At 45.2% G+C, this 14,710-nt stretch carries 15 protein-coding genes; 2 read left to right on the forward strand and 13 right to left on the reverse strand.

Features of this window, described 5'->3' with window-relative positions:
• Nucleotides 1-23 precede the first annotated feature (23 nt).
• The 13 genes from IEV18_RS00300 to IEV18_RS00360 form a co-directional block, all read right to left on the reverse strand.
• A complete protein-coding gene (locus IEV18_RS00300) occupies nt 24-974 on the reverse strand; it encodes a sugar kinase (protein ID WP_188390360.1) in 951 nt (316 codons plus the stop codon).
• A gap of 62 nt (nt 975-1,036) precedes the next feature.
• On the reverse strand, nt 1,037-1,732 hold the full coding sequence (rpiA, locus tag IEV18_RS00305) for a ribose-5-phosphate isomerase RpiA (RefSeq protein ID WP_188390361.1): 696 nt from the start codon (nt 1,730-1,732) through the stop codon (nt 1,037-1,039).
• Nucleotides 1,733-1,744: 12 nt separating this feature from the next.
• A complete protein-coding gene (gene dgoD / locus IEV18_RS00310; protein ID WP_188390362.1) occupies nt 1,745-2,893 on the reverse strand; it encodes a galactonate dehydratase in 1,149 nt (382 codons plus the stop codon).
• A gap of 29 nt (nt 2,894-2,922) precedes the next feature.
• Complete coding sequence (locus tag IEV18_RS00315) at nt 2,923-4,194, reverse strand: TRAP transporter large permease (RefSeq protein WP_188390363.1); 1,272 nt, start codon at nt 4,192-4,194, stop codon at nt 2,923-2,925.
• Nucleotides 4,195-4,220: 26 nt separating this feature from the next.
• Entirely contained in the window at nt 4,221-4,760 is a 540-nt protein-coding gene (locus tag IEV18_RS00320) for a TRAP transporter small permease (protein ID WP_188390364.1), read from the reverse strand.
• Nucleotides 4,761-4,836: 76 nt separating this feature from the next.
• Nucleotides 4,837-5,922 carry a TRAP transporter substrate-binding protein gene (locus IEV18_RS00325; RefSeq protein ID WP_188390365.1) on the reverse strand — a complete coding sequence of 362 codons (1,086 nt, stop codon included), beginning with the start codon at nt 5,920-5,922 and terminating at the stop codon, nt 4,837-4,839.
• A 96-nt stretch (nt 5,923-6,018) separates the two neighbouring features.
• Nucleotides 6,019-6,984 carry a C-terminal binding protein gene (locus IEV18_RS00330; protein WP_188390366.1) on the reverse strand — a complete coding sequence of 322 codons (966 nt, stop codon included), beginning with the start codon at nt 6,982-6,984 and terminating at the stop codon, nt 6,019-6,021.
• A 45-nt stretch (nt 6,985-7,029) separates the two neighbouring features.
• Nucleotides 7,030-7,689, reverse strand: coding sequence for a bifunctional 4-hydroxy-2-oxoglutarate aldolase/2-dehydro-3-deoxy-phosphogluconate aldolase (locus IEV18_RS00335; RefSeq protein WP_188390367.1), 660 nt, complete (start codon nt 7,687-7,689; stop codon nt 7,030-7,032).
• Nucleotides 7,690-7,703: 14 nt separating this feature from the next.
• A complete protein-coding gene (locus IEV18_RS00340; protein WP_188390368.1) occupies nt 7,704-8,651 on the reverse strand; it encodes a sugar kinase in 948 nt (315 codons plus the stop codon).
• Nucleotides 8,652-8,702: 51 nt separating this feature from the next.
• The gene (locus tag IEV18_RS00345) at nt 8,703-9,632 is read right to left on the reverse strand and encodes a dihydrodipicolinate synthase family protein (RefSeq protein WP_188390369.1); all 930 of its coding nucleotides are present in this window, start codon (nt 9,630-9,632) and stop codon (nt 8,703-8,705) included.
• Nucleotides 9,633-9,724: 92 nt separating this feature from the next.
• Nucleotides 9,725-10,732, reverse strand: a complete 1,008-nt coding sequence (locus tag IEV18_RS00350) for a LacI family DNA-binding transcriptional regulator (RefSeq protein WP_188390370.1) — start codon at nt 10,730-10,732, stop codon at nt 9,725-9,727.
• A 426-nt stretch (nt 10,733-11,158) separates the two neighbouring features.
• Nucleotides 11,159-11,920, reverse strand: coding sequence for an SDR family oxidoreductase (locus IEV18_RS00355; protein WP_308421521.1), 762 nt, complete (start codon nt 11,918-11,920; stop codon nt 11,159-11,161).
• A 91-nt stretch (nt 11,921-12,011) separates the two neighbouring features.
• Nucleotides 12,012-12,905, reverse strand: coding sequence for a GGDEF domain-containing response regulator (locus tag IEV18_RS00360; RefSeq protein ID WP_188390372.1), 894 nt, complete (start codon nt 12,903-12,905; stop codon nt 12,012-12,014).
• A gap of 177 nt (nt 12,906-13,082) precedes the next feature.
• Between IEV18_RS00360 and IEV18_RS00365 the strand changes: the two genes are divergently transcribed.
• Both IEV18_RS00365 and IEV18_RS00370 read left to right on the forward strand, forming a co-directional pair.
• A complete protein-coding gene (locus IEV18_RS00365; RefSeq protein ID WP_188390373.1) occupies nt 13,083-13,907 on the forward strand; it encodes a zinc ribbon domain-containing protein in 825 nt (274 codons plus the stop codon).
• Between the two features lie 58 nt (nt 13,908-13,965).
• The gene (locus tag IEV18_RS00370) at nt 13,966-14,646 is read left to right on the forward strand and encodes a uracil-DNA glycosylase (protein ID WP_188390374.1); all 681 of its coding nucleotides are present in this window, start codon (nt 13,966-13,968) and stop codon (nt 14,644-14,646) included.
• Nucleotides 14,647-14,710 lie beyond the last annotated feature (64 nt).

Genomic DNA, 14,710 nt, shown 5'->3' on the forward strand with positions numbered 1-14,710 from the left:
CTACTACCTCCAAATCTATGTAACTATCTTTCAATAAATTCTTTCTCGCCCATCGTTTCCAAAACTTGTTCATAGGTCGGCAAACCTTCATTATCCCCGTATACGCTGACGACGATGGAGCCGATGGCATTCCCAAAGGTTAACGTTCTTTCCAGCGGCCAGTCATGCAGCAAGCCATACATGATTCCGGCATTATAGCCATCGCCTGCGCCGACAGTGTCCACTACTTTTTTCGCCGGAATCGCAGGCGCTTCTGCGATTATTCCGTGCTGGCATCCGACGGAGCCCTTTTCCCCCTGCTTCACGGCGATAAAGGAAATATCATATTTTTCCAATGCGGCGAAAATTTTTGCCGGTTCCTTTTCACCGATGATGATTTCCATTTCTGCATCCCCGGCGAGGAGAATATCGACTTTCGGCAACAATTGCTGCAATACTTCCCTAGCTTCTTCTTCTGACCACATTCTTAGACGTATGTTTGGATCGAGGGACACTTTTACGTTATATTTACGGGCAATGTCGATCGCTTTTTCCATCACGGCAATATTTCTCCTGTCAATTGCCGGGTAAATTCCGGTCAGATGCAAAATTTTTGCTTGTTTAATGTAGTTTTCATCGATATGTTCCGGTTCTAACGTTAATACTGGAGATTTATGACGGTAGTAAATCGTTTTAGTTGTACCGTCCGGAAGCACTTCTTTAAAGTTTAATGAGGTGGGGTATTCGTCTACGAGCTCAACTTGGGAAACATCTACCCCCTCCCCGCGGGCGAAATTGAGTATATACCGGCCAAAATCATCATTTCCCAGTCTGCTGATCCAGCCTGATTTCAAGCCGAGCCGGGCACAGCCAATTGCGACATTTAATTCTGCTCCTCCGACCTTTTTCCCAAAGGTACTGGCAAACTGTAATGGTTCCTTGTTGCACGGGCTGAAAGTAATCATCGATTCGCCGATCGTTACCACGTCATACATTTTTTTACCCCCTCTACTACTGTTTTGCCGTCCAGGGTTTTGCAAAAAGGAAGCATTCACTGTTATACGATGGATTCATCTTTGGATGCGACAATTTCTTCTGCTGTCTGTTCTTTGCCTATGATTATCCGGTCTGCCATCTGAACGAATAATCCCGTTTCGACTACCCCAGTCATCTGCTTTAATTGTTCATGTAATTGTTGCGGATTTTGTATTGAATTAAATTGACAATCTAAAATATAGTTGCCATTGTCGGAGATAAACCTTTCCCCGTTTCTTTCCCGAATTTTCGGTTCACATCCTAATTCGGCAATTGTCCTTGCCGTCAGTTCCCAGCCAAAGGGCAATACCTCCACCGGCAGCGGGAATTTCCCTAAAGTGCTGACAAGCTTCGATTCATCGACAATGACGATAAATTCTGTCGCATGGGCATCGACAATCTTTTCCCTTACTAACGATCCGCCGCCGCCCTTGATCAGATTAAACTGGCGGTCGACTTCATCGGCTCCGTCAATAGCGATGTCAATTCGGCTGACGGAGGAAGAATCCGTCAATGGAATGCCAAGCTGTTTTGCCAGTCTTTCCGTTTTTTTGGAAGACGGGATGCCGGTAATTTGCAAGCCTTGCTGTACTTTTTCACCGAGCTTTTCCAGCATCCAGTTCACCGTCGAACCAGAGCCTAAGCCGACCACCATCCCGTCCTTAATCCATTTCACCGCTTCTTCTGCTGCTAATTTTTTTTGCTGATCCTGCTTCATCCAACCAACTCCTTACCATTCTGCTATGGAGCCGTCTTTATGACGCCAGACCGGATTTTTCCAGTTATGGCCGACTTCTGCCCGCTGCTTCACGTATTCTTCGTCAATCTCAATGCCTAATCCCGGTTTTTCCGGCAATTTGACATATCCGTCTTCAAATTTAAAAACATCTTTATCGATTACGTAGTCGAGCAAATCGTTTTCTTTGTTATAGTGGATTCCCATACTTTGCTCCTGGATAAATGCATTATGGGAAATGGCATCGACTTGCAGGCTGGACGCAAGGGCAATCGGACCTAACGGACAATGCGGTGCAAGGGCCACATCAAAGGCTTCCGCCATGGAAGCGATTTTCATCGTTTCCGTAATGCCGCCAGCATGGGACAGGTCAGGCTGGATAATATCGACAACGCCGTCCGTTAAAATTCGTTTAAAATCCCAGCGGGAGTACATCCGTTCTCCGGTGGAAATCGGGATGACCGAATGCTGGGCAAGTTCCTTCAGCGCCTCATTGTTTTCCGGAAGTACCGGTTCTTCCACGAACATCGGCCGATACGGCTCCAGCTCTTTCATTAAAATTTTTGCCATCGGCTTATGCACCCGGCCGTGAAAGTCAATTCCGATTCCCATATGCGGACCGGCTTCTTCACGGATGGCATTCACCCTGGCCAGCACTTCATCCACTTTTTCGTAGGAATCAATATATTGCAATTCCTCCGTAGCATTCATCTTAATTGCAGTAAAGCCGTTCTCTTTCGCTTCTTTCGCCGCACGGCCCACATCGGACGGCCGATCGCCGCCAATCCACGTATAAACCCGAACAGAATCTCTAACTTTTCCGCCCAGCAATTCATAAACCGGTGCATCGTAATATTTCCCCTTAATATCCCAGAGGGCCTGATCGATCCCGGCGATGGCGCTCATCAATACCGGGCCGCCGCGGTAAAAGCCGGCACGGTATAATAAGTTCCACGTATCCTGAATTTTTAGCGGGTCTGAACCGATAAGGTAGGTCTTTAATTCCTCTACGGCTGCTTTCACCGTACTTGCTCTTCCTTCTACAACCGGTTCTCCCCATCCGACAATTCCTTCATCCGTTTCAACTTTCAGAAAACACCATCTTGGCGGGACGAGGAAACACGTCATATTCGTTATTTTCAATTTCATCACCTTCTCTATTTGCTCTATTTTTATCGGATTAAGAGCAATGACAACTGAGGAACATACGTAATAATAAGCAACGTAATCGTCATCACGATGATAAATGGTATGACTGCTCTTACTAATCCGCCGAAACTTACCCCGGAAATTCCTTGGGCAACAAACAGGTTCACGCCAACTGGCGGTGTAATAAATCCTACAGCCAAACCAACGACCATGATAATTCCGAAGTGAATTGGGTCGTATCCAAGACCGGTTACAATTGGAAGCAAGATTGGCGTTAAAATAATAATGGCTGCCAGCGTATCCATAAAACATCCGACGATGAGCAATAGAACGATAATAAGCAGCATAACAATAATCGGGCTCTCGGAAACCGATAACATCCATTCGGCAATCTGGTTTGGAATTTGTTCTACCGTTAATAATCTTCCAAAGGCAGTTGCAGTCCCGACGATAATCAGCACCGTCGCTGTCGTCAAAGAAGAATCAATAATAATTCGCGGGATGTCTTTCCATTTTAGTTCGCGATAAATGAAGATACCGGCTACCAGGCCGACTACTACAGCGACCGCTGCCGCTTCGGTCGGGGTAAAAATCCCGCCATAAATTCCGCCAAGGATAATAAGCGGAATAGCTAAAGCCCACTTTGCATCCCAAATTGCTTTAAACAATTTCGCGAAGGAGAACTTTTCTCCGCTGCCCTTATACCCTTTTTTCCGGGCATAATAGTAAACGTATGCACTTAAGGCAAGCCCAATGACGATTCCCGGAATAATACCTCCGATAAACAAGTCTCCAATCGAAGAAGCGGAAGACGTTCCATAAATAACCATCGGTATGCTCGGCGGAATGATGACCCCCAGCGAACCTGCAGCAGCAACAACAGCAGCGGAAAAAGTACGATCATAGCCGAGCTTTACCATTGCCGGAATCATAATTCCCCCGATAGCGGCAACCGTTGCCGGAGCAGATCCGGAAATGGCTGCAAAGAACATACACGTTACAACCGTTGCAATGGCAAATCCTCCAGTAATATTACCTACCATTCGGTTTGCTACATTAAATAACCGTTCGGAAATTCCGCCTTTCCCCATAATTTCACCAGCAAGAATGAAAAACGGAACAGCCATAATCGGGAAGGAGTCGACAGAGGTAACCAGACCTTGGGCAAGGAACTCAATCGGCAAAGAGCCTGTATAAATAATCGTCACTAAAGTTGCAATCCCTAGTGCAATTCCGACTGGTACACTTAACAGCAAAAACAATGCAAAACTCCCGAATAAAACTGCGGTTGTCATGGATGAAACCTCCTTTAATCACGTGGTTAACTTATTTCCTCCTCTTGTTCCAGAGCAAAGTCTTGTTCTGTTTTTACATCAAAATCCCGTTTGCCCAATAAAGTTAAGATCTGAAGAATGATTTGTTGAATTAGTCGGATGGAAGTAATGGCAAAACCAACCGGAGTGGCTAAATATACTATTCCCATTGGAATATGCAGTGCTGGTGACGTTTGACCCCATCCTAGAAGCTGCCGGGAAATATCGTATCCGTATATCACAATAAAGATGGAGAATGCCAAAAATATTAGATTGGCAATTAAACTTAAATAAATCTTCTGTCTATCTTTTAAGAAATGAAGCAATGCATCTACTTTAATATGTCTTTGCATTTTTACCCCGTAGCTGATGCCTATGTATACGAGCCAAATAAAACAATATCTTGCCAACTCTTCCGACCAGGAAAGGGAAGAATTCATGACATGGCGCATAAATACTTGCAAGGCGGTTATGACGGTCATAACCGAGCCAAGAACGAGGAGCAGGGACTCTTCTAAATATTTATCAATCCAGCGAATCACTTTCATACTCCTTCTCACTTCCTTTCAAATGTCATATTTTTGGAGAGGAGGGCAGTCAAAGCGTACCCTCCTCCCCTCCTTCTTATTGTGCTGCTTCAATCGCGTCGTAGATTTCTTGCACAATCTCTTTTCCGATTGTTTCGGCAAACTCGTCTACAGCAGGCTGTACAGCTTCACGCATTTCTTCTTTCGCTTCGTCGCTTACTTCGTTAAAGTTAACCCCTTCGTCAATTAAAGCTTGTTTGTATTCTTCATTTGCTTTACGGTTTTCTTCCCGTTCAAATTTTCCTGCTTCAATTGCTGCATTTTTAACAATTTCTTGATACTCAGCTGGCAAGCTGTCATAGAACGGTTTGCTGATCATAAACACGAATGGTGTATAAACATGGTTTGTAGCAGAAATATACTCTTGTACTTCATGGAAGCCTTCCAGGTAAATGGTTGCAATCGGGTTTTCCTGCCCATCTACCGTTCCTTGCTGCAAGGCGGTAAACAGCTCTGTAAAGGCCATCGGTGTCGGGTTAGCTCCCATCGCACGGAATGCTGCTAAGTGCAGATCGTTTTCCATCGTACGAATCTTCAAGCCTTCAAAATCTGCTAATGATTCGATTGGACGCACACTGTTGGACATATCACGGTATCCGTTTTCCCAGTATGCCAATCCGACAAGGTTTTGCTCTTCCAGCATATCTAATAGTTTTTGTCCTACTTCTCCGTCAAGAACGGCGTCTGCTACTTCCACGCTTGGCATTAAGAATGGAATATCAAATACAGCAAATTCTGGCACGAAGTTTGCGATTGGCGCAGTCGATGGAATCGTTACTTCCTGAGATCCGAGCTGCAATGCTTCCATCATCGAACGGTCGTCTCCAAGCTGTCCGCTATGATACGTTTCGACGACGATGGCACCGTCTGTTTCTGCTTCGACGATTTCCTTAAACTTCAGCAATCCGGCATACTGCGGATGCTCCGAGTTCAATCCGATTCCTGCCCGGATGACAAACTCAGCATCTCCGGAAGATTCACTGCTTGCATCTTCTCCAGAGCTGCTTTCGCTAGTTTCGTTGCTGTCGCTGCTTTCGGAAGCATCATCATTTCCTCCTCCGCCACATGCAGCCAGTACGAGAACTAGCATCAGGCTAAAAAGTAATAAAGATAGCTTTTTCATTGTGTTTCCCCCTTAGAGAATTTTTTTATATGAAAGGGGATATGTATCCCCTTACATATCAATGATGAATAGTAATTTTTTCATCCTTACAAAACATTACGAAGGACGAACAACATATTTTGGTTCTTTTCCTAGCAAAACATCGGCGACATTTTGCGCTGTTTTCGTTTTCAGTTCAATTTCCGATTCCGAGGAATGCCAGGCAGCATGCGGATTTAAAATGACATGCTCCATTTCCAATAGCGGATTTCCTTCCTCAATCGGCTCTATTTCCAAAACATCTAAACCAGCACCGGCAATTTCATGATTTTGCAGCGCCTCAATCAGTGCTTTTTCATCAATTACCGGGCCGCGGGATGTGTTCACGATAAATGCTTCTTTTTTCATTAATGCAAATTGTTCTTTTCCGACCATTCCGCGAGTAGCATCGTTTAACGGGGTATGAACAGAAATAACATCACTCCGCTTGAACAGATCATCAAAATCAACGAGTTCTACATCCAAGTTTTTTGCTGCTTCTTCCGGAATGAACGGATCATAGGCAATGACTTTAAACCCAAATACTTTCGCTTTTTGTGCCACTTTTTGGGCGATGTTTCCAAAGCTTAACAGACCGAGTACCCGTCCTTTCAAGCGGAACATCGGAGTGGCTACTTTGTAGTCCCAAATCCCTTGCTTCACTTTATTGTTCAAAAAGGTTACTTTTCTTGCTAACGATAAAATCAGCGCAAGGGCATGATCCGACACTTCATCTAAACAGTAATCGGTTACATTGCAGACAGTAATGTTTTTCGTTGCCGCGCTTGGCAGGTCGATCGTATTAATACCGACACCATAGCGGGCGATTACTTTACAATTCTCCAATTGTTCGATAACTTTTTTTCCTAAAGGAGCGTATTGATTAATAATGGCATCTACGTCCTTTGCTACTTCGATAACTTCTTCCTCTGTCCGGCATTGGGCATGAATAAATTCCACATCCGGAACTTGTTCGCGGATTAAATTTTCTTCGATTTCGACAGATGTATATTCATAATCGGAAAACAATACTTTGAAGCCCATTGTCTTTCATCTCCCTTTGTCTATATGCTCTTCGCTTCGTTGTTCTTACAGCGAAACTTTATCCTTGTTCTTCTTTATCTCGGCAAACGTATCTGCGTATAATCTGGCTTTTGCCGTCAACGCTTCCAGCGACTCCTTTGTTACTTCCATATTCCCCCGGACTAGTGATCCGCCAATTCCAACTGCAGCTGCACCTGCCTTGAAGAAAGTTTCCATGTTATTTACATCAATTCCCCCTGTCGGCATAATGGGGATTTGCGGAAGCGGTCCCTTGACGGCTTTGATATAGTCCGGCCCGAGGCTTCCAGCCGGGAAAAGCTTAATCAAGTCTGCTCCTGCTTCATATGCCGAAAGCATTTCCGTCGGCGTCATCGCCGCCGGAATGCTCATTAAGCCGTATCGCTTCGTCAGCCGGATCGTATCCGTGTTTAACGTCGGGGAGATAATAAACTTTGCGCCGCTGTCAATCACGGATTTCGCCGTTTCCGGATCAAGCACGGTTCCGGCTCCAATCAGCATCTCTTCGCCAAATTCATCGACCGTCTCTCGCAAGGCGGCCGTAATTCCCGGCGTATCTGCCGTAATTTCTGCAATTCGGATGCCGCCTTTCCAGAGGGCTTCGATAATGGGAAGAATATTTTCCTGTTTCTGCCCTCTTATAATGGCGACAATTCCATGTTCTTTTATGTAATGAAAATCGTTCACCTTTCCACCTCCATCTACCTGCGAATATCTTCGGCGGCGGAAGTATACAGTCCGAGTTCTTCCCGGTCCGGCAATCCTTCCACGTCTCCGTCGACTTGGACGACGATGGAACCGACGAGATTCCCTCGCGCCACACTTTCCCTCACCGAAAGACCGTCCAGCAAACCGGAGAGAAATCCTGCACAAAATCCGTCCCCGGCACCGACCGGATCTTTCACTTCACTCACCTGAACCGTCGGTACAAGCTCCTGCTTGTCCTTCGTCACATACCAGGCGCCGCGGGAACCGACTTTAATGACCGCCATCGATGCTCCTCTTTTTAACACTTCGCTGCCGATTTCTTCCGGCTCTTTTGTGCCGAAGAGAAATTCCCCTTCTTCCACACTCGGAAGGACAATGTCACTATAGGAAACAAGCTCGAGCAGCACCTTTCTCGCCTTTTCCTCTGACCAGAGGTTCCGGCGGACGTTCGGGTCGAACACGACGGTCAGTCCATGTTTTTTTGCCAGTTTCGCTGCATATACAATCATCTCGTAACAGGATTCACTTAATGCCGGCGTAATCCCGCTTATATAAAGAATCTTTGCTTGTTTCAGATAATTTTCGTTAATATCTTCCTTCGACATCCGGCTGGCGGCGGAGCCATTCCGGTAATACTGGATGCGAAACTGCTGCATCGTTCGTATTTCTTTGAAAAACAATCCCGTTGGAGCTTCTCGGTCATATTGGACTTGGCTCACGTCCACCCCTTCGCCTTTGACAAAGGAAACCATCGCTTTTCCGAATTCATCATTTCCTACCCGGCTGATCCAGCCTGCTTTATGTCCGAGCTTAGCCAGCCCGATAGCTACATTTGTTTCTGCACCGGCAAATTTTCGGTTGAAATTGGTTGCATACCGCATTTGCCCCTGTGATTGAGGAGTAAACAGAACCATTGTTTCTCCTATCGTGACAACATCCATGCGCTTCTCCTCTCTCCTTCTATGCAATTCCGCCAATGAAGCAGCTGTCTTTTACGCAAGAATCGATGCGTCTTTTGCCAATAATCCTGCCTGCTGCAGGATTTCGGCAACATCCTTTTTCTTTTCCTCAGACAATTTCCGTCCCGGCGCAAGGACATGGGTGGAAACGTCTAATCCCGTCATGCGCATTGCCTCTTTAATGACATTGGAAAAGGGCGAATCCAGCTTGTAAAGGAGCGGGATATAGGCAAGTTTCCGCAATAGCTCAATCCCTTTTGCATAATCTCCTTCCTGAAAGGCCTTGTATATGCCGATGGTCAGTTCCGGTGCAAAGTTTGCGCTTGCGGACATTCCTCCATCCCCTCCTAAGGAAAGGGTGTTCCACAGATGATCATCATATCCGCAGAAGACGGAGAATTCAGGAATTTCAGCCTTCACTTTCAAGATCAGTTCCCGGATATGTCCGACGGTGTCCACCGTATCTTTAATTCCAACGACATTTGGATAAGCCTTTGCCAGTTTCAGCACAAATTCCGGTGTTAAGTTTTGTCCGGTTAAGTCCGGAAAATTATAAAGAACGATTGGCAGCTTCGTCGATTGTGCCACTTCGGCGTAATGGGCAAAGAGGTTGTCCTCTGTCAGCTGCCAATAATACGGATTGATGACGACCAATCCGTCTGCGCCGATTGATTCGCTAAGACGGCTTAATTCTACCGTTTCCGCCGTGACCGAGCTTCCTGTTCCAATTAAAACCGGAACCCGCTTTCTCGTATATTCCACGGCAAATTCGGCTACTTCTTTCCGCTGCGGTACGGACATTTGACTAAATTCCCCGTTGCTTCCGAGGAAAAATAGTCCATCGACGCCTGCGTCAATGAGAAAGTCAATGACTTTTCCTGTTCCTTCCCGGTCCAATTCGCCTTTTTCATTAAAGATGACGGAAACCGGCGGGATGATTCCATGAAATATTGGTTTTCCCATCTGTATCTCTCCTTTTTCTTGATGTTAGAAACTCATATTCTATTGATGAACATGGATGTTTCCAAACAAAGTCAACATGGTTTGCTAGTTTGCTAGCTTTTCGTCGATGATGCCCTTCGAATCAGCCTTGGCTCAAACCGCCGGATGTCCGCATCCATGACATAACGATTATTTATTTTTTGAATCAGCGCAGCAGCTGCTTCCCGTCCGATGTCAAAAGCCGGCTGAGCTATCGTTGTTAATGGCGGATCGAATAAATCGGCAAACGAAATATCGTCAATTCCGATGATGGCCAAATCCCCCGGAACTTCCAGCTTATTTTCCTTCACAAAGGTTAAAAGCTGCATAAAAGATAAGTCATTGATGGCGATAATTGCTTGAGGAGGCTGCTTTAAGGCCATTAATTCCTTTAGCCGGGTTTGCATTTCTTTTAAAGGGGCGGAGGCGATATAATCTTCTGTTGCCTTAAGCCCTTTATCCTCCAGCGCCTTTTTATATCCTTGTATCCGTTCAAACCTTGGGGTAATGCTGATCGGTTCCATCGTTAACATGGCAATTCGCTCATAGCCGTTATCCGTCAGCTCGTCCACACACATTTTTGCCGCTTTTTCGTTATGGAGCATCATCGTGCTGATATCCAGCCCGTCAATATACCGGTCGACAAAAACAAGGGGATAATTTCTTTCCTTCAGCTTCCGGTACAAATCAATATTGCTTTTTGTCGGAATGGCGATAATGCCATCGACTTGTTTCGCAAGGAGCATCTCAATATACCATTTTTCTTTTGAAGGATTGTCATCCGCATTGCAAATAATTACCTGGTACCCTTCCCGATTGCATACATCTTCAATGGCACGTATCACTTTAGTCGAAAAACTGTACAAGATGTTTGCAAGAATGACGCCAATCGTTTTCGTTTTTTTCTTTTTTAAACTTCTAGCAATCGTATTCGGGCGATATCCCAATTCCTCCACGGCCTGTTTAATTCGTTCTCTCGTATCTGCTCCCATATACTCGTAGCGGCCGTTTAAATATTGAGAAACGGTACTTTTGGACACCCCTGCTCTCTTTGCAACATCGATGATTGTGACTGTTTTCATCCTATCCCCCCAAGCAACCCCGTTAAAAAAACTAAAACGATTTAGAAAGAGAAGGAAATTCATCCTGCTTTTTTTAAATTTTCCGCCTATCTGATTATTTCTTTTAGGTATGTATGGAAAACGTTAATCCCTTCGCACTAGCATTCACATGGTTCAAACGATATAAATATAAAATTTGAAATATTTTAGTAAACCGATTTACTAAAACAATGAAAGTTTTCTAAATCGTTTTACTAAATTTTAAATATAGTATAATCAGTTTGTAAGCGTTTTACAAGGGTTTTTTTTAAAAAAATTTCATCTTTTTACCAGAAGGGTCGAATTTCCGCGAAAAATCAGTCTTTTTGACGATAAAAAAATTTGCCAAGATTTTCATATCCTGGCAAATTTTGATTAATTTTTTTATTTTCCATTCTATTTTTCGGTCTATCGGCCTAGCCAGCCTCCATCCACCGCCAGTAAATGGCCATGCACAAAATTGGAAGCATCCGATGCCAAATAAATGACCGTTCCTTTAAAGTCTTCCGGTGTGCCCCAGCGGCCGGCAGGGATTCTTTCCAAGATTTGCCGATTTCTCGTTTCATCTTGAATTAATGCTTCGTTCATATCTGTAGCAATATATCCCGGCACAATTGCATTCACATTGACATTATGAACTGCCCATTCGTTGGAAAGAGCTTTTGTTAATTGGGCAACCCCGCCTTTTGCCGAAGCATAGGCAGGAATCGTAATCCCTCCTTGAAAGGAATTCAATGAGGCGATGTTAATAATTTTTCCGCTTTTTCTCGGCACCATATGTTGGCCCGCAGCCTGGCACAAAATCCAAACTGCCTTTAAATTGACCGTTAACACATCATCCCAATCTTCTTCGAGAAATTCCACGGCCGGATTTCGCCGCTGAATTCCGCCGTTATTTACTAAAATGTCCAGTTTCCCGAACCGATTGATTACTTCCGGAACCGCTTTTTTGACCTGGTCTAAATGGAGCAAGTCGCACGGAATAATTTCACACTTTCTCCCTAACGCTTCAATTTCTTCTTTTACGTGGAACTGGGATGGATCCCGCTGCAGCAATGCGATATCCGCTCCCGCTTCAGCCAGGGCAATGGCCAAAGCCTTTCCAATTCCTCTGGTGGCTCCTGTAACTGCTGCTACTTTGCCTTCTAAAGAAAATAGTTCTAAGCCCACCTTCTCCCTCCTCATCCTATTACAAAAAATTTTTTATTGTTTAAATTCTATCATGTTCATCCGTCCGGCCCTTGTCAAGCAATCGATGAAATTACGTTGCCAACGTAATGCAGTTTCGCCCTTTTCGCTTGCTTTCGTAAAGGGCGTCGTCCACCTGCTTGAGCAGGACGTCCAGCTTGCCGTTGCAGGAACGGATCGAGGCAATGCCGGCGGAGAAGGTGACATGGAACGTTTCGCCACCGACGGTAAACGGGTGACGCTGAAAGGCGAGGCGAATCCGGTCCACTAAATGTTTGGCATCTTCTAGCGTCGTATGGGGCATGAGCAGCAAAAACTCCTCTCCTCCATAACGGAAAAAATAATCCGATTCCCTTTTTTCCCGGCGAATAATTTTCGATAACGTCCTGAGCACCCGGTCCCCTTCCAGGTGGCCGTATTTGTCGTTCACTTTTTTGAAAAAATCCACGTCGATCATGGCGACGGTAAAAATACGCTGATACCGGTGGAAAGACGCAATAAAGCTCTTCAAAATTTTTTCCATCGCCTTCCGGTTTAGCGCCCCCGTCAGTTCATCGACGGTGCTCGACTCTTCAATATATTTTTTCGACTTCAGCCGATTTTTTAAATACGGGAGAAATAAGTCAAAATAGAGCGGTTTAGAAATAAAGTCGGTTGCCCCGATCTCATAGGACAAAATCCGATTTTCCAGCGTATCCTGATTGCTGACCACGGCAATCGGGGTGAACGCTTGTTGTGCAACAGTTACAATCTTTTGCAAAAGTTCCAGCCCGTTCGAATCGGACAAAGAAATGGCAAGAGTGACAAAGGAAGGTTTCAGATTATAAAACTTCTCGATACCCTCCTTCGCCGTCACTGCAACGGCGACGACGTACCCGTTCTTTTCCAGATTTTCTTTTAAACCCGATATAAATTCCCGATCATCATCAATCAGCAAAATGGTTTCCTTTTCGCCGCAGCCATCCATTGGGAAAACCCCCTTTTATCTAACACTCCTTATCTATATTATAACAGTTAGGGTTGGTACTTTTTTCCTAACATTCATGACTTTTTCGTGAATAATATGCTGATGTTTCGTTGGGAGTGACAGGCACCGGCGGCACCTTTATAATATGGAGAGGTAGAAAAGATAGGGGGAAGTAATGTGTGGAAGTGTCCGAATTGTGATTTTGAACAAGCGTCCGGCAATTATTGCGAAAGATGCGGCACGATGCTGCCTAATCCTGTAGCCGCCATTGCAAAAACGGATGTACAAGAGCAAGATGAAAACCCGCAGCAGGACAACGCGCCGGAAGCGAGTGAAACAAAAGAATCATCCCGTTCCAGGAGCGGCGAGAAAATAAAAAGGGAATTGAACAATTACTGGACTTATTTTGTCACCTTGCTGAAAAATCCGTCCCTTGCCTTCTTGACGAACGAGAAATATTTTACATATGGATTAGTAAATATCGGCTTATTTGCCTTGTTTTACGCTTTGGCTGTTTATCTTTTGGCCAATTCTATTTTCCGGTCCATCGGCGGATTTTTTATGATGGAGACGTCGATGCCGTTTTCCTATATGTTAAGCATGCTGTTTGTGATGCTTGTGCTTGTCGCCATCGCTTTCTTTAGTGCCTTTGTCATGACGAAAGCAGCGAAAAGCAAGATACCTTTGCAGAAGATGGTTGCCCAATTCGGGGCGCTGTTTTCGCCCTTCGTTGCGTTAAACGGGATTGCTTTCGTTGGCGCAGTCATCCGGTCCGCTTTTCTTACCGTCTTGCCTCTTCTGTTCTCGGTGAGCCTTGCCTTACTCTACGTACCGGTTCTGTTTGTTTACGAAAAGGCAGCGGAGGCGGACAAAAAGGGACAAAAAGTTTATTATAGTCTGTTAACGGTTGTACTCATTTTTGCGATTGCGTTCTTGCTCGGAGATGCCCTCCTTTCCCGGGTCATCCAGCAGCTTGACGACATGTTCTATTATTTGTTTTAGCGCTAAGCTTAGTGCCTGACATTGACGGCACTTAAGATACGAGAAAGGAGCTGATCCTTTGAGCAAAAAGATTTTAAACAATGATTGGGGACCTCTGTTGGAGGAGGAATTTTCGAAACCGTATTATTTGCAGTTAAGAGAGTTTCTGAAAAAGGAGTATGCGACAAAGCAAATTTATCCCGATATGTACGATATTTTCAACGCGCTCCATTACACGCCGTTCCATAAAGTGAAGGTCGTCATTTTAGGGCAAGACCCTTACCACGGACCAAATCAGGCCCATGGGCTCAGTTTTTCTGTAAAGCCGGGAGTCCCTGCACCACCGTCATTGAAAAATATTTTCAAAGAATTGCATGACGATCTCGGCTGTACCATTCCGAATCACGGACACCTTGTCCATTGGGCAAAACAGGGGGTGCTTCTCCTAAACACGGTGCTCACCGTCCGACAGGGCCAGCCCCAGTCCCATCGGGGAAAAGGCTGGGAAAACTTCACTAATCGCGTAATTGAGCTGTTAAACGAAAAGGACAGCCCGGTCGTATACATATTGTGGGGAGCATCCGCCCAGGCAAAACAGGCACTCATCGACACGTCGAAACATTTTATTTTAAAAGCGCCCCATCCGAGTCCGCTGTCGGCCCATCGCGGCTTTTTCGGAAGCAAACCCTTTTCCAAAACGAATCGTATTTTGGAGCAGCAAGGACAAGACCAGATCGATTGGCAAATTCCCGATTTATAAAAACAGCACTTTGCTCGCCGGCAGAGTGCGTTTTTTTCAGTCCGGAAAAATGTTAGCGTCCCCA

Origin of the sequence: Compostibacillus humi, from assembly GCF_014637175.1 — a bacterium.
GTDB lineage: Bacteria > Bacillota > Bacilli > Bacillales > Amphibacillaceae > Oceanobacillus > Oceanobacillus humi.